Source organism: Streptomyces sp. NPDC028305 (assembly GCF_055569495.1).
Window position 1 is genome coordinate 623545 of record NZ_JBVHTN010000006.1, and the last position, 20585, is coordinate 644129.

Below are 20585 nucleotides of genomic sequence, written 5' to 3' on the forward strand. Positions count from 1 at the left end.
CAGCATGGGCGAGGCGGCGTACCGCCGCGCGCACAGCCGGGCCAAAGGGGTGGTCCGACGCGTCAGAGCGCGCGGTCGACGAGGAACGGCATCAGGCCCAGCAGCTCCCCTGCCGCGACCGGGTCCAGCGGGACGGAGGCCAGACAGGCGCGGGCGGCGTCCAGGTGGTGGTGGGCCTCGGCCAGGGTGGTGGCGCGGCCGCCCGCCCGCTCGACCAGCTCGGCGGCGCGGCGGACGGCGGCGTCGGAGGTGCCCGGGTCAGCGGTCCCCGGGTCGGCGGTGAGCAGCGCGGCGAGTTCGCGGGCGGCCGGGCCGTCCGCGGCCAGGGCCGCCAGCACGGGCAGCGTCTTCTTCCGCCGGCGCAGATCGCCGTGCACGGGCTTGCCCGTGACCTTCGGGTCACCCCACATGCCGAGCAGATCGTCCACGGCCTGGAAGGCCACCCCCAGGTGGCGCCCGGCCCGGTCCAGCGCGGTGACGACCGGCTCCGGGGCGCCCGCCAATACGGCGCCGAGGGCCGCGGCGCAGCCCAGGAGCGCACCGGTCTTGGCCTCGGCCATGGCGCGGTACTCGGCGGTGCGGACCGCGTCGGGGCCGGTCCAGGGGCGGGACTCGAACAGCAGGTCCTCCGCCTGACCGCGCACCAAGTCGCCCAGCGCCCCCGACAGATGCCGGATGGCCGCGCCGCCGTGCGGGCCGGGCGACTCGGCGAGCGTCTGCACCGCGAGGGCGAACAGCGCGTCCCCGGCCAGGACGGCGGGGCCGGTGCCGTACGCCTTCCACACGGTCGCGCGCCGGCGCCGGGTCTCGTCGCCGTCCATGATGTCGTCGTGCAGGAGCGAGAAGGCGTGGACCAGCTCGACGGCCACCGCCCCGGGGATCGCGGCCGCCCCGGGCGCGCCCGCCGCCTCCGCGCCGAGCACGGCCAGGGCCTGGCGCACGCCCTTGCCGCCACCGGGCCGGACGGCCGGGCCGCCGCCCACCTCGCACCAGCCGAAGGAGAAGGCGGCCATCTCGCCCGGATACGGGTGGAGCCGCTCGACGGCCGCGGTCAGCGCGGGGCGTACGAGGCCGCGGCAGCGGGTGAGGGTCCGCGAAGCGGAGGCGGAGGCGGGGAGGAGCGTGGCCGGTGGCGCGGTCATCGGGCGGCCCCCCTCTCCTGGGCCGATATGCCCAGCTCCTCGTACGCCGCGTCGACCATCTCGCGGGCGTGTCGCAGCCCGATCCGGTCCAGCTCCCCCCGCAGCTCGTCCAGTTCCGCGGCGGTGACCGCCGGGTCCTGCCCGAGGCGGGCGAGCGTCTTGGCCAGCCCGAGGCGGGACAGCGCGGTGCCGCGCGGCTCGCTCATGGCGCGGAACTCGGCCAGCGCCGTCTCGTAGTACTCCCGGGCCGACGGGTAATGGGCGGCGCGGTACAGGACGTTGCCGCGCATCTTGTGGTTGTAGGCCAGCGCGCTGGACAGCTTCATCTCGCGGCAGGTGAGCTCGGCCTCGGACAGCAGCGCCAGGGCCCGGTCCACGTCCTTGTCCCGCAGGGACACGATGTCGGCCATGCCGCGCAGCGCCCACGCGTGGCCGCGCCGGTCGTCGGCCTGGGCCGCGATGGCCGCGGCCTCCTCGAACATCGCGAAGGCGGTGTCGTACGAGCCGGTGTTCCGGTGGATCTGGGCGATGCCCTCCAGCGCCCACACGGTGTGGCGGGCCTCGGCGAGCAGCTGCTCGTGGAGGGCGTGCACGGCCTCGTAGTCGCCCTGGATACGGCCGGTCTCCGCGAGGCCGGCCAGCGAGTAGCCGCGGGCCACGACGTCTCCGCCGCGCTTGCCCAACTCGGCGGCGTGGGTGAGCAGCCGGCGGGCCAGCGCGAGGGAGCCCCGCTGCCGGGCGAGGGTGCCGCCGCTCCACACCGCCCACGCCATCGCGCCCACGTCGCCCGCCGACCGGGCGGCGCGGTAGCTCGCCTTCCAGGCGCGGTCGGCCTCCTCGATGTGGCCCAGCCGGCGGTACGCCTCCGCCACGGCGAGCCCCGAGCGAGCGGCCTCCCCCCGGGACCCCGCCTCCTCGGCGGCGCGCAGCCGGTCGGTGCCCTCGGCGAGGACATCGGCGAGGGAGGAGTTCACGGACAGGGAACTGAGCGCGCCTTGGTACTCGGGCGCTAATGCCTTGGCGTACATGGGTGCCTTTCCGACGCGTCGGCGGATGCCGCGGTCTTGATCGACACCGGACTATACATGGCGTCTATAAACGTGGTGTATAGATGGCCGTGTGTGGGGGCGGATCCGTGTTCCGTCGCAGGTCGGCCAGGGGTGGCGGCTGGCGGGCGCGCGAAGGCGCGCCGTTTCAGACCGTTTCCGGCCGGAATCACAGACCTGAGACGTGAATCTGTTCCCATCTGCGGAAACAACCGGTGTTTCCGTTCCGCAACACTCTGACCGCTTGCAGAGTGGAGCCACCTGCGTAGCGGGACGAGACGTCACCGGCGGTCATATGCCGCCGCAGCCGAGGGGATTGCTGTGAACCGTGCACTGCTGACCACGCGGTCGGCCCTCATCCTTCTGCTGGCGATCCTGTGCGGCATCGGAGCAGCCATCCTGACCGGCTCCGCCGGCGCAAGCCCTTCGAAAGCGGTCCTGTCAGGAGTGGCGGCCTTCGGCTTCGCCGTGCCGTTCTTCAACACACTCATCGAATGATCACCGAGCGTGGTGGACTACGGCGGCTTTGCGTGGTGGGAACCTATGTCAGCGACGGGCACGGAGAGGTAGGACGGACAGGTGAGGGAGCGCGAATTCACGGGGGCTGGGGAGACTTCCTTCGGCGACGTGGAAGACCTCAAGGGCTTCAAACCCTTATTACCTGGTCTTTCCCCGGAGGCGCGAGACTTGGCACGCGCGCTGCGGGGTCTGTTCCGGGCCACGGGCAAGAGCTTGCGTGAGTTCGCCTCATGCCATCACGTCAGCGCGCCCTCCCTCTCCCGCTACTTCGCGGGTGAACGAATTCCTGACAAACAGTTCCTCGACGTCCTGATGAAGGCGGCGTGCGGCTTCAACGGGATCGAGGTCACCGCGGACTTGCAGGGACACCTCTACCAGAGGCACCGCGAGGCACTGCTGGCCGTCCAGCCGGCCAGGTACCGCGAGCAGATGGCCAGTGACCGTCTGGAGGACGCGGTTCTGGAGAAGGAACAGGCCGAGCTGCGCATCCGCGAACTCGAAAAGGACGTATCCGATCAGAAACGCCTGCTGGGTGAGCTCGAATCGTCAATCCGGCAGAACGAGGCGGCCTACGCGCGCAGGCAGCAGCGTTTGGGGGCAGCGCTTGAACTGCACCGCCGTCAGAAGGCCGAGCTCGAAGGGCGGTGCGAGCACCTGCGCGCGACGATCGAGGACCTGGAGACGGCGCTGGAAGAAGCGGTGCGCGACCGAGACGCCGCACAAACGCGCTGTGCGGAACTCGAAGCAGAGCTCGCCGCCGCGGAAGAAGCGGCAGAGCGCGAAGCACTGGAACGGCAGGTGCAGGATGAACGTCTGCGCATCGCGAAGGCGGCGGATACCGCCGAGCAGTATCGCGTAGACCTTGAGCGGGTACACAGAGAGGCCGAGCAGGTGCGCTTGGCGGCCGCCCGGGATGCCGCTGCCCGCCGCGAAGAGTCCGAGGCGAAGGCCAGAGAGATCATTGAAGAAGCCACTTCCAGGGTGACGCGGATCCGACCCTCGGTCGTCAGCAGGTCAGCGGCGCTGCGGCAACTGAGGGACTACGCGCTCGACATCGCGAATCGAAGCCTTCCCGGGCTGGTCGAGGAGCTGTCCCGAGCCGACCTGGACAAGGCCGATATCACGGTCAAGCCGGTCGGTATTCACAGCAAGGACGAAATCGGGGCGGTCGCCCGCGCCTTCGACGAGGTCCACCGCCAGGCGGTCCGGCTCGTTGCTGAGCAGACGCTGCTCCGCCGCCACATCACCTCGATGGTCAGTAACCTCGCCCATCGCAATCTGGGCCTCCTTCAGGCCCAACTGGGCCTGATCAGCGCACTGGAGAACGAGGAGGCCGACCGGGACCAGTTGGAGAACCTCTTCAAGCTGGACCACCTCGCGGTCCGCATGCGCCGCAGCGGCGAAAACCTCCTGACCCTCATCGGCGCGGAGCCTCACCTCCGGTGGCCCCATCCTGTCCCACTGATCGACGTCCTGCGAGCTGCCTCCTCTGAGATGGAGCAGTACCAGCGCATCGAACTTACCGGCATCCCCGAGGCCGGGATCCGCGGCCGCGCCGTGACCGACCTGGTGCACCTGCTCGCCGAGCTCCTGGAGAACGCCACCACCTTCTCCTCTCCGTACACCAAGGTGCGGGTGACCGCGATCCGGCTGCCCGACGGCCGTGTCATGATCGAGATCCATGACGAGGGCATCGGCCTGACTGTCGCGGACTTGGCGGACATCAACCACAAGCTGGCCAACCCGCCGACCGTGGACGCCGCGGTCTCGCAGCGCATGGGCCTCGTCGTGGTCGGCTGCCTCGCCGATCGGCACGGCATCCGCGTCCAGCTGTGCCCCTCCGACAATCACGACGGCACCACGTCGCTGGTCATGCTGCCCAACGCGATCATCCAAGGCTGATCTGCCGATCAAGAGAGACGCCGGGCGCTTGGCTTCACAGCTGCGGGCGTGCGATCAGCCGGATGTCAGGTCCTGACCGCGCGACGTCCAGCAGCTCGCACCGCAGGATGTCGTCGATGGTCTCGATGGTGCCGCCCTGGAGCGCGCTCTTACCGCGTCCGAGGAGCGCGGGCGCGATATAGGCGATGACGCGGTCGACCAGCCCGGCCGACACGAAGGAAGCGGCGAGGGTGGGCCCGCCTTCGAGGAACATCCCGCGCACGCCGCGCGATGACAACTCGCGCAGCAGCGCGTCGAGATCCAGGCCCTCCTTGGCGCGCGGGAGCCGGACGACGGTCCCGATGCCCTCCAGGTGCGTGGCGTCCGCGTCCTCGGCCACGGCGATGATCGTGGGCGCGGCGGCATCGAGCACGCGGGCCCCGGCGGGCGTGCGCGCGTTGCTGTCGACGATCACCCGCCACGGCTGCTCGTCGGCTGGTACGGCCACCTTCAGCTTGGGGTCGTCCACCGCCGAGCGCACGGCGAGGTGCGGATTGTCCGCTTGCTGTGTGCCGGAGCCCACCACCGTAGCCTGGCAGGCCGCGCGCAGGGCATGGACCTCGGCTCGCGACGCCGCGCTCGTGATCCACTGGCTGGTGGAATCCGCTGCGGCGATCCGGCCGTCCAGCGTGGCCGCGTACTTGTAGACGACGTACGGGCGTCCCTCAACAGTGGTCCACTCGTCGGCGCCGACCAACTCGCTGATGTCCATGGGTCCCTTTCCCGGAGGTTTATATCGGTGAGCCTAGGTCAGACAGTGGCGATTGCCTCGGTCAGGCTCTGGACCATCGCGGTGCGCCGCCAGGGCGCGAGGCCGGTGACGACCCGGCGCAGCTCTGCGGTGGTGCGTCGTGACTCCGTCTCGCGGGTGATCTCCAGGGCTTCCATGGCGGTGCTGCAAGCCGCATCGGGGGAACGGTTTGCGGCGTGAGCGCCCGCGAGGCGTGCCAGGTGCAGCCCGCGCTCGCGTTGGTAGGTATCAGGCCAACTTTTGAGCGCTCGCTGGTAGGCGGTCACGGCGTCGGCTGGCTTGCCCAAGCGAAGGTAGCAAGTCGCCCGCTGGGCCTTGGCGTAGGAAGAGTTGCAGTACCCCCCAAGCTGATTGGTCACCGCATCGTCTCCGCCGACGAGTGCGTCGGCGGCGTCGAGCGCGCGCAGGGCCTTGCTCTCGTCGCCGCCAAGCGCGTGGCCGTGCGCCTCCTGGAGGCGAGCCGAGGCGCGGATACGGGCGGACACATCGCCTCGGACTCGTAGCGCAGCCGCCGCCAAACCAACCGCCCGCTGTTGCTGCATCAGACCGACGGATTGCTGGGACTTGCGCATCAGGATGAATGCCTGGAGCACGGGCTCGTCGGCCTCCTGCGCCCACTCCATCGCGCGGTCGGACCACCATAGGCCCTTGTCGGGGTGGCCGAGGTCCTCGTACAGCCAGCCGGCGAATTCTGCCCACTCGGAGGCGGTTTCCAGGATGCGGCGGCGAAGGGCACCGGTAGCTACAGGAAGCAGTTGCTGCTCGATGACAGCGAGGTGGTCATGGACGGCGCTGATGGCGGAGTGCGGTCCGTAAAGCCCGTCTGATTGGACCAGGGTGGAGCGAAGCTGGGAGAGGTGGCCAACGACCGCTGGATTGATCGGGCGGCGGCTCGTGGAGCCGACTGGGGTGGGGAGTATACCGAGGCCGGCCGCTGCGCCCAGAAAGTAACGGCGGTTCACGTCAGCATTGTGGGTGGTGCCTCCGGCCAATCCGACTTCGGAGGGATGCATTCCGAGCCGGTCGGCGACGAGCGCGAGCACATCGACGTCGCGGGCAGACTGACGACCGCGTTCTAACCGGCTGATGGTGCTCTGGCTGTACCCGCACATTTCGGCCAGTTGCCGTTGCGGCCAACCGCGTTCGCGGCGGGCGGCCGCGATGGCCTCACCTGCGCTGCGGTGGTGTGCTGACTGCGCCATATCCGCTCCCGATCTGCGGTGGGCGTGGCTCGACAAGGAATACCCACAGTAGCGATCCAGTCGCAGGCGTAGGGCAGGTTCCGCATACGCACAGCGTCAGATGCATACGCCCGAGACGGCGGCAACGGCGCAGCGGTTGCCTGGATGCACTGGGAGACACGCTCCGCCGGAGGCATCTTCATGACATTCGCTCAGCCCGCGCCCGCCGCGTGGACACCGCCGCGCGGCAACGACGTAGAGATGGTCGAGGTCGGCCACTACTGGGACGCTGTGCGCGCCCCCAAGGCCATCAGCGAACGCACCCTTGATCTTCTCGGCAAGCAGGGCGGCGCCGTCATCGCCGACTACAGCACCATGTACTGGCTCATCTCGCCGGGAAGCGCCCACTACTGGCAGCCCATCCGGCAGGTGCAGGTACTTGCGACGACCACCGCCGAGCTCACGTACATGGGTGTGCCGCCCGGGCACTGCAGGAAGGGACCCGGCCTGCACTGGCACATTCCGGTGGGTCCCAACCGGTACCTGACCGACGCCGAGCAACTGCGCCAGGCCCTTCTTCTTGCGGCGGTTGTCGAGTTCGGTTCCGGCGAGGAGGCCAGTCAGTGACGTCTCATGTCTGCGCGCGCTGCGACAAGCCGACCAACGAGCCGGTCATCGTGGGACACGTGCACTCCGCGAGCATCGGCGGCCGGACTATCTACTCCTGCCCCGAGCACGCCCTCACCTTCCCCCAACACATCGACCCGATCGTTCAGATCGACGCTCTACGGCGCGCTCGCCACGAGGGTGAGGCGGTCATGGCACTGCGGGCAGCTCAGGCGGGGAGAGCATGGTGACTGCCCCGGTCGGCGCCCGGCGCCTGTCCCCGTACTGCGCGCTGTACACCGCCGAACCCGACACCACGCCCACCGAGATCCACGGGTTCTGCAATGGACCAGGCGAGGTCCGCGCGGCACCCATACCGCCCGCGACCCGTGGCGCGCTCATCTTCACCGTCCGGTGTGACTGCGACTGCCACAAGGCGCCGCCCATCGAGGCGCTGAAGGCAGACGCCACCTAGACCGGTGGGCCGCTCGGCGGCCCATCCCCCATCCCCTGCCCCTCCGGGGCAGGGCCTCGCCCCGGCCCCCGCTTGCAGGCCAGTGACCGGGACGAGCACCGCGCAACCGCGCGAGGACACCCCTGCACATCTGAACTCACAGGAGCAGCCCATGCGATTACAGCACGCCTCCCGCCAGGACCCAGAAGGCGGCGACACCATGCCGGACACCGACGCCCCGACACCCGGCGGACAGACACCCGGCGACTCCGACGACGGACGACAGTACGCGCACTAGCCGACCGCGGCCCCGCCCTCAGACCGCCCCGCCGGGGCGGGGCCGCTCCCACCCCGCAGGAGCCACCCTCATGACAGCGTCACACTGGCACTGCTACCGCTGGACCGGAGAACGCCGAACCTACGACGACGAGTCCACACGCCGCCCACCACACCTCGTCGTCCACGATGTCTCGCCCCAGGAGTGGAGGCAGATCGCCTCCGCGAGCCCCGCGTTCATGGCGAGCGAGGTGCCGCCGCTGGAGGTACCGCACTGGCTGCTGCGCCCCGCCAGGATGATCAAGGCGACCTTCGGGGAACCGGAGAAAGCCGCTGTCTGGTACCAAGACCAGGTCACCGACCTGACCCCCGCCTTCATGACCGACCACGACAAGAACCCCGCGCGGCAGACCGAACGGTTCGCGGCCGCAGGGGACCGGCTCGGCTGGGGTGGGGATGTTGTGGGCGGGTGGTATCTGCGGGGGACCGGATTCGCCTCCGTCCACGTGGTCGCATGCAGCGCGAACCGGATCCGCCCGGCCATCCCCTGCCCGATAAGCCCCTAGCCGTCGGCCATGGTGAGGGTCCACGACCCACGGGCCCGCACCTGGTACCACCCGGGGCCGGGAAGGGAGAATGACACGTCCTGGTCGCCCGTCCCGGACGCGGCCGTGGCCCACCTGACGAGCCGTCCGTTCAGGGCGAGCAGTTCGAACCGTCCGGGGCCGCGATGGGCGAAAACAGCCGGGCCGGCAGGGCCGTCGTGGCGGACCAGGCCGTCGCCGTGGCCGAGGGTCATCGGATCGTGCGCTGCGACCTCATCCAGGGTGTGCGCGGTGGCCGCCCAGTCCGTGCCTGCGGCTCCGTCGTCCGCCGCCGCCTCCACCCACACCTGGGTCCCGCCCCTCCCGGCCGGGAGCGGAAGCAGGGCGCCCGCCGGTCCGCCCCCGCCGTGCACCCGGTAGGTCTGCCCTCCGCGCCCCGGGTCCCTGCTCACGATGAAACGGGCCGGGGAGACGGCCACCACCCGCAGGACATAGGGCCCCCGCGCGTCCGGCAGTGTCACGGGACGACGACGCTCGTCTCCGTACGCCTCGTCCTTGCCGGACGCCCTCGGGCCGGAGATCTCGGCCAGGCGCGCGGCGTCGGTGGCGCAGACGGCCACGAGGCGCTCCCGGCCGCCCTCCGGCGCCCACCGGACGCGCGCCGTCGCGCGGCCGTGAACGGGGTCGAAGAAGCACTCCGGCATCCGGTCCGGCGGACGCTGCCCCGCGAGCCGGGCGTCGAGGACGGCCAGCGCGTGCCGGCCGTCCTCCACCGCTTCCCGCGCGCCGTGCGGGTCGTCGTCCGCTGCCCTGCGTTTGGCCCGGTCGTAGGCGTCGAGGGCGTCCAGCAGGTCCCGCCGCATGGCGGCCGTCGTACCGTCCTGACCGGGGCGGAAGGGATGCTCGTCAAGGGCGATGCCGAGAGCCGTGATCGCCGCGTCGAGCCGCGCCCGCTCCGCAGCCTGCGGCTTTTTCGGGCTCCCCGTGAACGGACTGCGCCACCGCCACCTCATGCCGTCCCTCCCGAGCGCACCGTGTCCTGGCAGGCGTTCGACCGCCTGTTCGCCGTGAATGTGAGGGCACCGTACTTCATCATCCAGCTCGCGCCGCCACCGATGGGCGACGGCGGCCGGATCACCAACATCGGCTCCGGGGCGCCCGGATCGCGGTCGCCGTGCATCCGATGATCGGCCCTCCGCCCCTGCTCAGAGAGGCAGAGCGGGTACCCCAGCGGTGGCTGGGGGAGAACCGAGCACGACAAGGAATCAGTGCCGGCCGGTGATCGTGTCGGCCAGCCGGGCGAAGGTCGAGGTGCCCTCGTGGCGGGCGCTGCCCTCGCTGAGGTCGGCGATTCGGTAGAGGCCGTACATGGCGTAGGAGCCCAGCCAGCGCAGCGGTTCCGGTTCCCAGCGGGGGGAGGTCCGGCCCGACCAGGGCAGGCGGGTGTAGCGGGTCTCCTTCCCGGCCACCAGGTCGGCGAGGGTTCGGCCGGCCAGGTAGGAGGCCGTCACGCCCTGGCCGACGTAGCCCCCGGCGTGGCCGAGGCCCGTCGCCGGGTCCCACACCACCGAGGGGGACCAGTCGCGCGGTACGCCCAGGGAGCCGCACCAGGCGTGGGCGAGTTCGAAGCGCACCTCGGGCCACAGGCCGCGCAGCACGCCGTGCAGCTGGCCGATGGTCCAGCGGTCCAGGCGTCCGTCCTGGTCGAGCCGGGAGCCGAAGCGGTACGGGAGGCCGCGGCCGCCGAGGGCGATGCGGCCGTCGGCGGTGCGCTGGGCGTAGAAGTAGGTGTGCTGGGCGCCGGAGAGGGCTTCGCCGCCGGTCCAGCCGATGGTCTTCCAGTCCGCTTCGGACAGCGGCTCGGTGATGACCATCGAGCTGTTCATGGGCAGCATGTCGCGGCGGCGGCCGGGCAGCCGCGCGGTGTATCCCTCGGTGGCGCGCAGGACGTGGCGGGCGGTCACGGTGCCGTGCGCGGTGCGGACGCGGCCGGGGGCGATGTCCAGGGCCGGGGTGCGCTCGGCGATCCGGACGCCGGCGGCCTCGGCGGCCGAGGCCAGGCCGGCGACCAGCTTTCCGGGGTGGAGCCGTACGTTGTGCGGGCTGTAGAGCGCGCCGAGCATCCCGTCGATGCTGATCCGGTCGGCCGCCTCGGCTGCGGACAGCAGCCGTACGTCGTCCTCGGTCATGCCCCACGCGCGCTCGGCCTCGACCGCCGCCCGGAGCCGGGCGAGTTCGGCGGGGGTGCGGCCGATGGTGAGGTAGCCGCCGTGCACGGCGTCCACGTCCACGGCGTGGTCGGCCATGATCCCGAGGATCTCGTCGAACGCGTCGACCGCCGCGCGCCGCAGTTCGAGGACCGCCTCCCGGCCTCCGGGGCCCTCGGCCATGTGGCGGGAGAGCCCGATCATCTTGCCGGAGAGCCAGCCGCCGTTGCGGCCGGAGGCGCCGTAGCCGACGTGCTGCGCCTCGACCACGAGGATCGAGGCGTCGGGCAGCGCCTGGCGGAGCCAGTACGCGGTCCACAGCCCGGTGTATCCGGCGCCGACGACGCACACGTCGACGGTGGTGTCCCCGTCCAGCGGGGGCCTTTCCGGGCGTTCGGAGGCGGCCGTGTCCTGCATCCAGTAGGAGACCTGACCGTTGATCACTTCGCTTGTCCTTATCAAGAGGTCATGTGGCGGGGACCACGGCGGCGACGGCCGGGTCCCAGGTGGCGAAGCCGGTGTCGCCGACGCGCAGCCCGGAGGCGGTGCCGGGGCCCTCCCGGACCAGCCCGGTGGACCCGCCGGGCAGTTCGACGGTCAGCTTCCGCGAGTGGCCGAGGTACGTCTCGTCGCGCACGGTGATCGGCACCCCGGCCCGGCCGGGGGCCGGCTGCTCGGCCGACAGCCGCAGCCGCTCGGGGCGGATCACGACCACGGCGTCGCCGCGCACCGTGTGGGCGCCGCCCAGCGGCACGCCGTACGCGCCCGCGTGCAGCCGCCCCGGGTCGTCGGGGTGGACGACGCCGCGCAGCAGCGTGGACTCGCCGAGGAACTGGGCCACGAACAGCGACTCGGGCCGCTCGTAGAGCTCCTCCGCGGTGCCCACCTGCACGATCCGCCCGTCGTCGTAGACGGCGATCCGGTCGGAGAGGGTGAGCGCCTCCTCCTGGTCGTGGGTGACATAGAGGAACGTGGTGCCCACCTGGCGGTGGATCTCCCGGATCTCCTCCTGGAGGGCCTCGCGGAGCTTCTTGTCGAGCGCGCCCAGCGGCTCGTCCATGAGCAGCACCGGCGGCCGGTAGACGATGGCCCGCGCGAAGGCGACCCGCTGCTGCTGGCCGCCGGACAGCTCCGCGGGGCGGCGCCGTTCGAACCCCTCCAGCTGTACGGTCCGCACCGCCGCGCGCACCAGTTCGCGCCGCCGCGCCTTCGGCAGCTTCCGCTGCCGCAACGGGAATTCGATGTTGTCCCACACACTCAGGTGCGGGAACAGGGCGTAGCCCTGGAAGACCATGCCCATCTCGCGCCGGTGCGGGGGCACGGAGTTCAGCGGCTTGCCGTCGACCAGGATGTCGCCCGAGGTCGGCGGCACAAAGCCCGCGATCATGTTGAGCGTGGTCGTCTTGCCCGAGCCGCTGGGGCCCAGGAAGGTCATGAACTCGCCCGGCTGGATGGTGAGATAGACGCCGCGCACGGCCCGGCTCGACCCGTAGTTCTTGGTCAGGCCGCGCAGTTCGATGGCGGCCCCGGTGCGCTTGAGGTCGGCCGACGTGAGGTCGGCGGACCCGCCGCGCTTGAGGTCAGCTGACACGTCGCCTCCGCGATGGTGCGAGCAGCGCGATCGCGATCAGCGCGCTGGTGAAGCAGATGATGAGGGTGGCCGCGGCGGCGATGGTGGGATCGACGTCGCGCTGGATGCTGCTGTACATCCGCACCGGCAGGGTCTCCAGATAGGGGCTGGAGATGAACATGGACACCACGACCTCGTCGAAGGAGGTCACGAAGGCGAACATGAACCCGGACAGCAGACCGGGCGCGATCACCGGCAGGGTGACCGTGAGAAAGGCGCGCCCGCGGCTCGCGCCGCAGATCGCCGCCGCGCGCTCCAGCGTGGTGTCGAACCGCGACAGCACCGAGGACACCGGGACGATCACGAACGGCAGGGCCAGCACGGTGTGCGCGATCAGGAACCCGGTGAACGTCCCCACCAGCCGCAGCTGGAGGAACAGCGCGTAGAGGCCCACCGCGAAGACGACCGTGGGCACCAGCATCGGGGCGATCAGCAGCGCGCCCGCCACGCCCCGGCCCCGGAACCGGCCGCGGGTCAGGGCGTAGCTGGCGGCCGTGCCCAGCACGGTGGCCAGGACCCCGACGAGGGCGGCGATCTGGAGCGAGTTCAGCAGATCGGCCACCCAGCGGCTGTCCGAGAAGAACGACTCGTACCACCGCAGGGACCAGCGCTCGGGCGGAAACGCCAGCGAGCGCTGCCCGGTGAAGCTGAGCGGGATCACCACCAGCGTCGGGGCGACCAGCCAGAGCGCGACCAGCGCGCCGAAGATCTTGAGGGGGATTCGCCTGCTCACAGCTCCAGACCTCCCGTGACCTGGGCCGACTTACCGGTGACCCGCTTGGACACCCAGGCCGTCACCGCGAGCAGCAGGCCCGCCGTGAGCAGCAGGGCCACCGCGAGCGCCCCGCCGCGGCCCCAGTTCAGCAACTCGCTGATCTGCGTGTACAGCGCGTTGGGCAGCAGCTCCTGGCGGGGCGAGCCGAGCACGGCGGGGGTGATGTAGAAGCCGAGCGAGAGGATGAACACCATCAGCGACCCGGCGAACACCCCGGGCAGCGACAGCGGGACGAAGACCCGCCGGAACGCCGTCCAGGGCGGTGCGCCGCAGATCATCCCGGCCTGCACCACCCGCCGGTCGATCGAGCGCATCGCGTTGAACAGGGGCAGCACCATGAACGGCATCAGGAGCTGGCACATGCCGATCAGCACGCCCGTGGTGGTCCCGAGCAGATGCGTCTCGCCGAGGCCCAGCGCGCCCAGGACCGTGTTGAGCACGCCGTTGTCCTGAAGGATGATCACCCAGGCGAAGACGCGCACCATCAGGCTGGTCCAGAACGGCATCAGCACGGCCAGCATCAGCAGCCCGCGCAGCGCCGGTCCGGACACCGTCATCAGATACGCGTACGGGTAGCCGAGCACCAGGGTGATCAGCGTGGCCAGGGCGGCGACGGCCAGGGTGCGGCCCAGCACCTCGAGCGAGGTGGTGTCGTGCAGCAGCCACGAGAAGTTCTGGAGACCGGGCTCCGGCTGGGTGACGCTGCGCACCACGATCGTGGCGACCGGGTAGACGAAGCCGGCCAGCACCAGCAGCGCGGTCGGCACGATCAGCAGCCAGCGCCGGGGGGAGCCGGGGGCCCGGTCGGTGGCGGCGGGGGGCTCCGCGCGCCCGCCCGGCCGGTCGGCGTGCCGGCCGGGCGTCGTACGGTCCGTACGGGGGGAGAGCGCTGTCATCCGTTCAGCCAGTCGGACCAGGCCTTGGACAGCTTGTCCCGGTTCTTGCCCCAGTAGGTGAAGTCGGGGGTGATGGACTGGTTGAGCACCGTCTCCTGTGTCGGGTCGAGCTTCTTGCCCTGCGGGGACAGCTTGGGCTTGGCGCCGACGTTGACCGGCGCGTAGCTGGTGTACTCGGACTGCCTGGTCTGCTGCTCGGCCCCGAGCGCGTAGTTGATCAGGCCCATCGCGGCCTTGTCGTTCTTCGAGCCCTTCGGCACGGCGAACACGTCATAGAGGGTGAAGCTGTTGTTCCACACCGGGCGGAAGTCGGCGCCGTTGGCGTTGGCCTCGTAGATGCGGCCGCTCCACGCCATCACCATGTCCGCCTGGCCGGACTGCACGATCTGGGTCTGCTGGGCGCCGGTCTTCCAGTACGTGAGGTCGGACTTGACGCTGTCCCACTTGCGCAGCGCCCGCTTGGTGTCCAGCGGGTACAGCTTGCTCGGGCCCACGCCGTCGGCCAGCAGGGCCGCCTCGAAGATGCCGGGGGTGGGGGTCGGACGGCCGTCGACGCCCCGCTTGCCCGGGAACTTCTCGGTGTCGAAGAAGTCCGCCCAGGTCGTGGGGGGATTGTCCCCGTACTTCTCGGCGTTGTAGAAGAGGCCGTACCCGTAGATCAGCGAGGGGACCATGCAGTCCGACTCGGGGGTCTGGCGCGGCAGCCGGCTGGTGTCGATGATTTTGTAGTCCAGCTTTTCGTACAGCGTCCCGCAGTTGGCGGCGGCGTCCCACGGGGTGGTGTCGACCACGTCCCACAGCACGTTCTTGGAGTCCACCTGCGTCTTGATCTTGGCCGGGTCGGTGGGGCCGTCGGTGAGCACATCGGCGCCGGACTCCTTGGCGAACGGCTCGACGAACGCGGCCTCCTGGCCGTCCTGCATGCCGCCGCCGTATGACACATAGGTCATCCGGACGTCCTTGAGCGCTTCCTTCTTGACCGTGCCCGCGGGCTTGCCGACGAGATCGGCCGCGTCGGCCTCCTTGCCTGGCCCCCCTTGCGCGCAGCCGGCCGTGAGCAGCACACCGACGGTCGCGAAGGCGGTCCCGGCCAGTGCGGGGCGTCGGGTCCGCACTCCGCGGAACGCCCCGTGGAATGCTCCGGAGAATGAGGATCGGGGGGACATCGGCTACTCCTTGTCGCCGGGCTGAACGGGGCCCAGCACCCAGTGGACGACGGACATGGCATCGGTCTCGTTGACGATGCGGTGCGGTTGCCTGGAGTCGAAGTCCAGGCTGTCTCCCTCGCCGAGCACGAAGCGCTCGGTGTCGAGCAGTACGGTCACCTGGTTGGTCAGCACCACGACGACCTCATGCCACCCGGGGTGGCTGTACTGCTCGTCCCCGGTCGAGCCCCCCGGCGCGAACTCGGCCTCGTACACCCCGAAACCGGCCAGCGGTTCCCGGGTGAGCGAGGTCTTGCGGCCACCACCGACCCAGGGGAGCTCCGGCCGGTCCTGGGCGCGCAGGGGCGTGGGACCGATGGCCGAGGTGTCGAACAGCTCGGCCATGGTGATGCCGAGGGCGGAGGCGATGCGCGCCAGCGTCGAGATGGAGGCGCTGCTGCGCCCGCGCTCGAGCTGGCTGAGGAAGCTCCCGCTGACGTCGCTGCGCTCCGCGAGGGCGCGCAGCGACATACGGCGCAGGCGTCGGAACGCATGCACACGCCTGCCCACGTCCGACTCGGGACGTTCGGCGGGCGGTTCGGGGGCGGACTTCGGTTCGGGGACGGACTTGGGTTCGGCGGACACTTGAGCTCCGGGCGGGGTAGGAAGCGGAAGTGATCGACGGGAGATGAATGGCAAGCACCATGACACGGCCCAACTGGCGTGACAAGAGTTGCTTAACAAAATCTGTCAGGTGTGAAGTAACCGTGATGCAGGCGTAGTTGAGATGAATGGATGGGGTGCGGGCGGCGCCGGGGCGGCGATCGCGCGCCGCGGGCCGTTCTGTCATGGTCGCGTCGCAGGTCAGAGGCTTGCCGCCATCCCTTGCCTGCCCCGCCCGTCCGGCGCAAGCTGGAGTCATGAGCGCTCAGGTGGCCCCTACGCTCATCACATCCGTGCAGCGGGCCTTCCGGCTGCTGGAGGCCGTGGGCGCGCACGAGGGCGGCGCGCCGGCGAAGCAGCTCGCACGCGAGGTGGGGCTGCCCCTGGCCACCACCTACCACCTGCTGCGCACGCTCTGTCACGACGGGTATGCGCACAAGCTCGACGACGGCGGGTTCGTGGTCGGGGAGAAGGTCGACGCCCTGCGCGCCGGCAGCCGCGGCCAGACGCTGCTGGCCCGCGTCCGCCCCACGCTCGCCGCGCTGCGCGACGAGCTGTCGGTGGCCGCGTATCTGACCTTCTACGAGGATGGCGAGATCAGGGTCGTCGACATCGTCGACAGCCCGCGGGTGCCGCGGGTGGACCTCGGGGTGGGGTTCGAGGAGGCCGGACACGCCACGGCGCTGGGCAAGTGCGTGTTGCGCGAGCTGGGCGCCGATTCCCGCGAGGACTATCTGTCCCGGCACCCGCTGGTCGATCTCACGCCCCGGACCGTGACCCACCGGGCCGAACTGCTCCGGCGCCTCGACGCCGGCCCGCCCGGGGCGCCCGTCCTCGACCGCGAGGAGTCCGTCCTCGGTGCGGTCTGTCTCGCGGTGCCCGTCTACAGCGGGGACATGCTCGGCGCGCTCGGGGTCTCGCTGCGGGCGGAGTCGTCCTCGCGCTTGGGGTCCTCCCGTCTGAGGTCCTCCCGTCCCGGGGCCGCGCGCGTCGGGGCCTCGCGCCTGGACGTGGTCCGGGCCCGGCTGATCCCCGCGGGCGACCGCGTGACCAGGGGGCTTTCGCTCACTATCTGAAATTCGAACTCTTGTAATGGCCATCGTGGGCGTGTTGTCTATAAGGGACGTCTCCACAAGAGACGGGCATCACGGACATTCGGGCGAGAGCAGCCTGGGTGCGCGCCGCGAGCGGAGAGAGTTCGGACACTGACATGAGCCAGGCCCGAGACCATCACCATGGCCACCGGCTGAAGCATGCGCATGCCCGGCGGCCGGACCCGGCCTCCTGGGCGGCATCCCTGGACGAATCCCGCTGCGGCGCGTACATCGCCGTCGTGGTGACCGTGCTGACCACCTCCCTGGTCGCGCTGCTCGTCTGCATCGGGGACGCCGGGCTGAGCTGGCTCCCGCTGCTCGCCGTGGGCCCCGCGCTGGCCGCCGCCACCTGCCGGCCCCGCAGCGTGCTGGGCATCGGCTTCCTCGCCGTGGCGCTGGGCGCGGTGCTCGCCGCCCGGACCGGGGAACCGGCCCGCGAGCAGGCGGTCACACTGTCCGCGCTGGTTGCCGTCACCCTGGCCAGCGGGCTGGCCAGCCTGCTGCGCGGGCGCCGCGAACGGGTGCTGGCGGCCGTCCGCTCGGTCGCCGAGACCGCCCAGAACGCCCTGCTCAAGCCGGTGCCCGCGACCGTCGGCCCGTTCCAGGTGGCCGTGCGCTACAGCGCCGCCGCCGCGGAGGCCCGGATCGGCGGCGACCTGTACGCGCTGGTGCCCACCCCGTACGGCGTACGGCTGGTCGTGGGCGATGTGCGCGGCAAGGGGCTGCCCGCGGTGGGCACCACCGCGCTGGTGCTCGGCGTCTTCCGCGAGGCCGCGTACGACGAGCCTGACCTGCTCGATGTCGTCGAGCGGATCGAACGCAGCCTGGCCCGCAACCTCGGCCCCGACGATTTCGTGACCGCCGTGGTCGCCGGATACCCCCAGCCGGGCCGGATGGAGGTCGTCAACTGCGGACACGCCCCGCCGCTGCTGGTCAGCCACTCCAACGTCACGGCGGTCGAGCCGACCCACCCGGCCCCGCCGCTGGGGCTGCGCGCCCTGGTCGGCCGCCGCCCGAGTCTCCAGGTGCTGCCCTTCTCCGACGGCGACCAGCTGCTGCTCTACACCGACGGGGTCACCGAGGCCCGGGACGGCATGCGCGCCTTCTACCCGCTGGCCGAGCGGGTGGCCCGGCACGCCTGCGCGGAGCCGTCCCGCACCGTCGCCGCCCTCCACGACGAGCTGCTGGAGCACGTCGGCGGCCGGCTCCACGACGACGCGGCGCTGGTGCTGCTCCGCAAGCCGACGGCCGCGGACACGGCCGCCGCCTCGGCCGTGGCCACAGGCCCGGGCACCGGTGCCTGAGGTGCCCGGTGCCCGAGGCGCTCAGGGTTCTCAGGGCCGGGCGTCGGTGAGGACCAGCACATCGACGTAGCGGCTGCTCCTGTCCCAGGAGACCGTGACCACGCCGTTCCGGGCGTGCGACGGCACCAGTTCCTGCGCCCCGCCGCCTCGCCTCCCGTCCAGCTCGGGCAGGTCGAGGAAGTGCAGGAGTTCGCCGCGCTCGGCGTCCAGGACCAGCAGCCGCGACGGGCCGGGCGGGGGCGGCCAGCCCTTCTCCTGGGGCGGCTGCTCCACGACATACACCCGTCCGTCGGCGACCACCGCCTCCCCGAGGCGGGTGCCCTTCGGCGGCCGGTGGGTCCACCGGCGCCGGCCGTCGTCCAGGGCGTAGCCGCGCAGCGCGCCGGGGTCGCCGTAGACCTGGGACACCAGGGTCCGGGCCGTGTTCCCCCGCGCCCGCTCCCCGTCCGGGAACGGCAGGGTACGGGTGCTGGGCCGCCGCCCGGACACATCGGTCACCGACATGCCGCCGTCGCGGTCGGCCGGGGCGACGACCAGGGTGGCGTCGTCCACGGGCCGGTACGGGGCGAGCCGCGCGTCGTGCGCGAACCGCCACCGTACGGCGCCGGTGTCCGCGTCCAGCCCGATCTGCGCCATCCGGGCGGTCTGCGGATCGTCGTCCAGGGCGGGGTCGTCCGGGCAGCCGCCGGCCTCCACGACGTACACCTCCCCCAGCGCGAATGGTGCGTCCGTGGGAGACCACCGCTCGCAGCCCTTCGGCGGCGCGGCCCGCCACCGGCGCTTCCCGTCGGCCGCGGAGAGCGCCCACAGCTCCTCCTCCGACGCGACGAGCACGGTCCCGTCCATGACGCGCGCGTTCGTGACCAGGCCATGGTGGCCGTCGGTGGACGTCCGCGGTGCCTCGGCGTGCCACCGCGGCTCGCCGGTACGCAGATCGACGGCGGTCAGGCCCCCGCCGTTCCACCACAGGAGGGCCAGTTCGTCGCCGATCACCAGGTCGTACGGGAGCTCCTTGTCGCGCCCGTACTGCCAGTGGATCCGGTCCGTGCGCACATTCCGCGCGGTCAGGCGGGTGCCGTCGCGGGTGGTGTCCTTGTAGAGCGCCAGCCCGCCGACGACGGCAAGGGGAGTCCTGTTCAGGCGCCGCACCATCTCGCCGGGGCGGGCCGGGGCCGTCTTCCCCAGCGCCACGGGCGCCTTGCCGTACGGCCCCTTCGTCCACTCGCGCGGGCCGCCGTCGTCCGTGAACCGGGCGTACGCCTGCCAGCCGCCCGCCCCCAGCGCGAGGACGAGCACCACGGCGAGCGGCACCCGCAGCCGGGGCCGGGGCGCGAACCAGCGGTCCCAGAGGCGTCGAACGGACATCGTGTGCTCCCTCCCCTGGCGGCCGGCGCCCCGCTCAGGGGACGCCGGCCGCTGCTCACTGCGCCCGCGCTATGACCGGCAGACTCGCACTTCGCGGCTGGGCTGGCTGGCCTGGGTCCACTTGTTGCCGGTGTTCGCCCAGTTGAAGCCGATGCTCGTGAGTCCGAGGGTGATGCCGGTCGCGCTTTGGGACTTCCAGGAGTGGCCGTACTTGGAGAACGCCTGGAGGTTCCAGCAGCCGCGCTTGCTGGCCTTGAAGGAGATACCCATGACGCCCTGGTACCCCTGCATGTCGATCTTGCCCACATTCGGGCCCTCGTTGAAGAGGAATCCCGCTCCGTAGGCGCTGGACTTGAACGCCTGCGTCATCTTCTTCTTGCCGTAGACCTGCCCGTTGCCCCGATAGACAAGCGAGTGCGCCAGGGGGGTGACCTTCTTGCTGAAGCTGATGGCGAACGCGTCGAGCCCCTTGGTGTTGGAGGGGATCTTCTTCCACTTCCAGCTGGCAGCGGCGATGTAGCGGTCCTTCCCCTCGGCCTTGTAGATGACCGGCTTTGCGATCTTGATCTCATCGCTCGGGTTGCCGAGCGTGCTGAACTCCGAGCCGCCCCCGTCCACCCGCTCCAGGCAGTGGTCCGCGGCCAGCTTCGCGTCGATCCGGTCCTGCGAGAGCCCCTGGCCGTCCAGCTTCTGGATGAGCGCGGTGACCTGCTGGGTCTGCGCCTTGACGTCGTCGGCCGACTTGGCGACACAGCCCCGAGCGGCCGGCGCCCCCGCCGGCGCCGACTGGCCGAAGGCCGTCGACGACGCGCCGATCGGGAGCAGAACCGCCCCCGCCATGGCGGCGCCCACCAGTCGCATCTTCGTGTGCATGTGCTTGTTCCCCTCGTTCGCGATGGACTGACGAGGTACGCGGGCCGGTCGCGTTGTCCGGCCGGTGCGACCCCGTCTGACCTCGAGTTTTCGCGGCCGGACGTTGTCTGGCACGCCCCATTCGCGGCGCTGGACAATTCATGGAGGGCGGGAACGGCTGCCGTCCCGGCGG

21 protein-coding genes and 1 pseudogene are annotated in these 20585 nt (G+C 71.2%); 9 read left to right on the forward strand and 13 right to left on the reverse strand.

The genetic code is table 11. The annotated features are described in order from the left end of the window. Positions 1-62: 62 nt before the first annotated feature. Complete coding sequence (locus tag ACZ4WQ_RS28280) at positions 63-1142, reverse strand: polyprenyl synthetase family protein (RefSeq protein ID WP_468022513.1); 1080 nt, start codon at positions 1140-1142, stop codon at positions 63-65. Continuing rightward, positions 1139-2170, reverse strand: coding sequence for a tetratricopeptide repeat protein (locus ACZ4WQ_RS28285; protein ID WP_468022514.1), 1032 nt, complete (start codon positions 2168-2170; stop codon positions 1139-1141). Before ACZ4WQ_RS28285 ends, ACZ4WQ_RS28280 begins: the two co-directional genes overlap by 4 nt. A 339-nt stretch (positions 2171-2509) precedes the next feature. Here ACZ4WQ_RS28285 and ACZ4WQ_RS28290 point away from each other — a divergent pair, with 339 nt between their 5' ends. Further along, complete coding sequence (locus ACZ4WQ_RS28290) at positions 2510-2686, forward strand: hypothetical protein (RefSeq protein WP_398376036.1); 177 nt, start codon at positions 2510-2512, stop codon at positions 2684-2686. A 1035-nt stretch (positions 2687-3721) separates the two neighbouring features. Next, positions 3722-4606: pseudogene (locus ACZ4WQ_RS28295) on the forward strand (sensor histidine kinase); the annotation flags it as partial. 37 nt (positions 4607-4643) lie between these two features. Here the strand turns inward: ACZ4WQ_RS28295 and ACZ4WQ_RS28300 are convergent. Beyond that, complete coding sequence (locus ACZ4WQ_RS28300) at positions 4644-5360, reverse strand: RibD family protein (protein WP_398376034.1); 717 nt, start codon at positions 5358-5360, stop codon at positions 4644-4646. Between the two features lie 38 nt (positions 5361-5398). Then, complete coding sequence (locus ACZ4WQ_RS28305; protein WP_398376032.1) at positions 5399-6601, reverse strand: helix-turn-helix domain-containing protein; 1203 nt, start codon at positions 6599-6601, stop codon at positions 5399-5401. Between the two features lie 180 nt (positions 6602-6781). Here ACZ4WQ_RS28305 and ACZ4WQ_RS28310 point away from each other — a divergent pair, with 180 nt between their 5' ends. The 5 genes from ACZ4WQ_RS28310 (at position 6782) to ACZ4WQ_RS28330 (ending at position 8482) form a co-directional block, all read left to right on the forward strand. Then, the gene (locus ACZ4WQ_RS28310) at positions 6782-7207 is read left to right on the forward strand and encodes a hypothetical protein (protein ID WP_398376030.1); all 426 of its coding nucleotides are present in this window, start codon (positions 6782-6784) and stop codon (positions 7205-7207) included. Then, positions 7204-7437, forward strand: a complete 234-nt coding sequence (locus tag ACZ4WQ_RS28315) for a hypothetical protein (RefSeq protein ID WP_398376028.1) — start codon at positions 7204-7206, stop codon at positions 7435-7437. The genes ACZ4WQ_RS28310 and ACZ4WQ_RS28315 overlap by 4 nt, the downstream gene beginning before the upstream one ends. Then, positions 7431-7661, forward strand: coding sequence for a hypothetical protein (locus ACZ4WQ_RS28320; protein WP_398376026.1), 231 nt, complete (start codon positions 7431-7433; stop codon positions 7659-7661). Before ACZ4WQ_RS28315 ends, ACZ4WQ_RS28320 begins: the two co-directional genes overlap by 7 nt. Positions 7662-7812: 151 nt before the next feature. Then, positions 7813-7938 (forward strand): hypothetical protein, encoded by a 126-nt coding sequence (locus ACZ4WQ_RS28325; protein ID WP_398376024.1) that lies wholly within the window; start codon positions 7813-7815, stop codon positions 7936-7938. 70 nt (positions 7939-8008) lie between these two features. After that, positions 8009-8482 carry a hypothetical protein gene (locus ACZ4WQ_RS28330; RefSeq protein ID WP_398376022.1) on the forward strand — a complete coding sequence of 158 codons (474 nt, stop codon included), beginning with the start codon at positions 8009-8011 and terminating at the stop codon, positions 8480-8482. On the opposite strand, the gene ACZ4WQ_RS28335 is transcribed toward ACZ4WQ_RS28330, so the two are convergent. From ACZ4WQ_RS28335 to ACZ4WQ_RS28365, 7 genes are all read right to left on the reverse strand, one after another. Continuing rightward, positions 8479-9474, reverse strand: a complete 996-nt coding sequence (locus ACZ4WQ_RS28335; RefSeq protein ID WP_398376020.1) for a hypothetical protein — start codon at positions 9472-9474, stop codon at positions 8479-8481. The genes ACZ4WQ_RS28330 and ACZ4WQ_RS28335 overlap by 4 nt on opposite strands. Before the next feature lie 252 nt (positions 9475-9726). Then, a complete protein-coding gene (locus ACZ4WQ_RS28340; RefSeq protein ID WP_311726177.1) occupies positions 9727-11112 on the reverse strand; it encodes an NAD(P)/FAD-dependent oxidoreductase in 1386 nt (461 codons plus the stop codon). Between the two features lie 22 nt (positions 11113-11134). Then, positions 11135-12259 carry an ABC transporter ATP-binding protein gene (locus ACZ4WQ_RS28345; protein ID WP_398376018.1) on the reverse strand — a complete coding sequence of 375 codons (1125 nt, stop codon included), beginning with the start codon at positions 12257-12259 and terminating at the stop codon, positions 11135-11137. Next, the gene (locus tag ACZ4WQ_RS28350) at positions 12249-13031 is read right to left on the reverse strand and encodes an ABC transporter permease (RefSeq protein ID WP_311726179.1); all 783 of its coding nucleotides are present in this window, start codon (positions 13029-13031) and stop codon (positions 12249-12251) included. The genes ACZ4WQ_RS28345 and ACZ4WQ_RS28350 overlap by 11 nt, the downstream gene beginning before the upstream one ends. Continuing rightward, the gene (locus tag ACZ4WQ_RS28355; RefSeq protein ID WP_311726180.1) at positions 13028-13969 is read right to left on the reverse strand and encodes an ABC transporter permease; all 942 of its coding nucleotides are present in this window, start codon (positions 13967-13969) and stop codon (positions 13028-13030) included. Before ACZ4WQ_RS28355 ends, ACZ4WQ_RS28350 begins: the two co-directional genes overlap by 4 nt. Next, on the reverse strand, positions 13966-15135 hold the full coding sequence (locus tag ACZ4WQ_RS28360; RefSeq protein WP_398896718.1) for an ABC transporter substrate-binding protein: 1170 nt from the start codon (positions 15133-15135) through the stop codon (positions 13966-13968). The genes ACZ4WQ_RS28355 and ACZ4WQ_RS28360 overlap by 4 nt, the downstream gene beginning before the upstream one ends. 3 nt (positions 15136-15138) lie before the next feature. Beyond that, a complete protein-coding gene (locus ACZ4WQ_RS28365; protein WP_311726182.1) occupies positions 15139-15759 on the reverse strand; it encodes a helix-turn-helix domain-containing protein in 621 nt (206 codons plus the stop codon). A gap of 275 nt (positions 15760-16034) precedes the next feature. Between ACZ4WQ_RS28365 and ACZ4WQ_RS28370 the strand changes: the two genes are divergently transcribed. Next, complete coding sequence (locus ACZ4WQ_RS28370) at positions 16035-16853, forward strand: IclR family transcriptional regulator (RefSeq protein WP_385351256.1); 819 nt, start codon at positions 16035-16037, stop codon at positions 16851-16853. Positions 16854-16987: 134 nt separating this feature from the next. Further along, a complete protein-coding gene (locus tag ACZ4WQ_RS28375) occupies positions 16988-18175 on the forward strand; it encodes a PP2C family protein-serine/threonine phosphatase (RefSeq protein ID WP_468022515.1) in 1188 nt (395 codons plus the stop codon). Positions 18176-18205: 30 nt separating this feature from the next. On the opposite strand, the gene ACZ4WQ_RS28380 is transcribed toward ACZ4WQ_RS28375, so the two are convergent. Together ACZ4WQ_RS28380 and ACZ4WQ_RS28385 are read right to left on the reverse strand one after the other, a co-directional pair. Next, positions 18206-19540 carry an outer membrane protein assembly factor BamB family protein gene (locus ACZ4WQ_RS28380; RefSeq protein ID WP_468022516.1) on the reverse strand — a complete coding sequence of 445 codons (1335 nt, stop codon included), beginning with the start codon at positions 19538-19540 and terminating at the stop codon, positions 18206-18208. A gap of 69 nt (positions 19541-19609) precedes the next feature. Continuing rightward, positions 19610-20413, reverse strand: a complete 804-nt coding sequence (locus tag ACZ4WQ_RS28385) for a hypothetical protein (RefSeq protein ID WP_398896723.1) — start codon at positions 20411-20413, stop codon at positions 19610-19612. Between the last annotated feature and the right edge of the window lie 172 nt (positions 20414-20585).

Bases quoted from the DNA above. Each gene is read 5' to 3' on its own strand.
- ACZ4WQ_RS28280 (WP_468022513.1), bottom strand. From the start codon at position 1,142: ATGACCGCGCCACCGGCCACGCTCCTCCCCGCCTCCGCCTCCGCTTCG.
- ACZ4WQ_RS28285 (WP_468022514.1), bottom strand. From the start codon at position 2,170: ATGTACGCCAAGGCATTAGCGCCCGAGTACCAAGGCGCGCTCAGTTCC.
- ACZ4WQ_RS28300 (WP_398376034.1), bottom strand. From the start codon at position 5,360: ATGGACATCAGCGAGTTGGTCGGCGCCGACGAGTGGACCACTGTTGAG.
- ACZ4WQ_RS28305 (WP_398376032.1), bottom strand. From the start codon at position 6,601: ATGGCGCAGTCAGCACACCACCGCAGCGCAGGTGAGGCCATCGCGGCC.
- ACZ4WQ_RS28310 (WP_398376030.1), top strand. From the start codon at position 6,782: ATGACATTCGCTCAGCCCGCGCCCGCCGCGTGGACACCGCCGCGCGGC.
- ACZ4WQ_RS28320 (WP_398376026.1), top strand. From the start codon at position 7,431: ATGGTGACTGCCCCGGTCGGCGCCCGGCGCCTGTCCCCGTACTGCGCG.
- ACZ4WQ_RS28325 (WP_398376024.1), top strand. From the start codon at position 7,813: ATGCGATTACAGCACGCCTCCCGCCAGGACCCAGAAGGCGGCGACACC.
- ACZ4WQ_RS28330 (WP_398376022.1), top strand. From the start codon at position 8,009: ATGACAGCGTCACACTGGCACTGCTACCGCTGGACCGGAGAACGCCGA.
- ACZ4WQ_RS28335 (WP_398376020.1), bottom strand. From the start codon at position 9,474: ATGAGGTGGCGGTGGCGCAGTCCGTTCACGGGGAGCCCGAAAAAGCCG.
- ACZ4WQ_RS28355 (WP_311726180.1), bottom strand. From the start codon at position 13,969: ATGACAGCGCTCTCCCCCCGTACGGACCGTACGACGCCCGGCCGGCAC.
- ACZ4WQ_RS28360 (WP_398896718.1), bottom strand. From the start codon at position 15,135: ATGTCCCCCCGATCCTCATTCTCCGGAGCATTCCACGGGGCGTTCCGC.
- ACZ4WQ_RS28370 (WP_385351256.1), top strand. From the start codon at position 16,035: ATGAGCGCTCAGGTGGCCCCTACGCTCATCACATCCGTGCAGCGGGCC.
- ACZ4WQ_RS28375 (WP_468022515.1), top strand. From the start codon at position 16,988: ATGAGCCAGGCCCGAGACCATCACCATGGCCACCGGCTGAAGCATGCG.
- ACZ4WQ_RS28380 (WP_468022516.1), bottom strand. From the start codon at position 19,540: ATGTCCGTTCGACGCCTCTGGGACCGCTGGTTCGCGCCCCGGCCCCGG.
- ACZ4WQ_RS28385 (WP_398896723.1), bottom strand. From the start codon at position 20,413: ATGCACACGAAGATGCGACTGGTGGGCGCCGCCATGGCGGGGGCGGTT.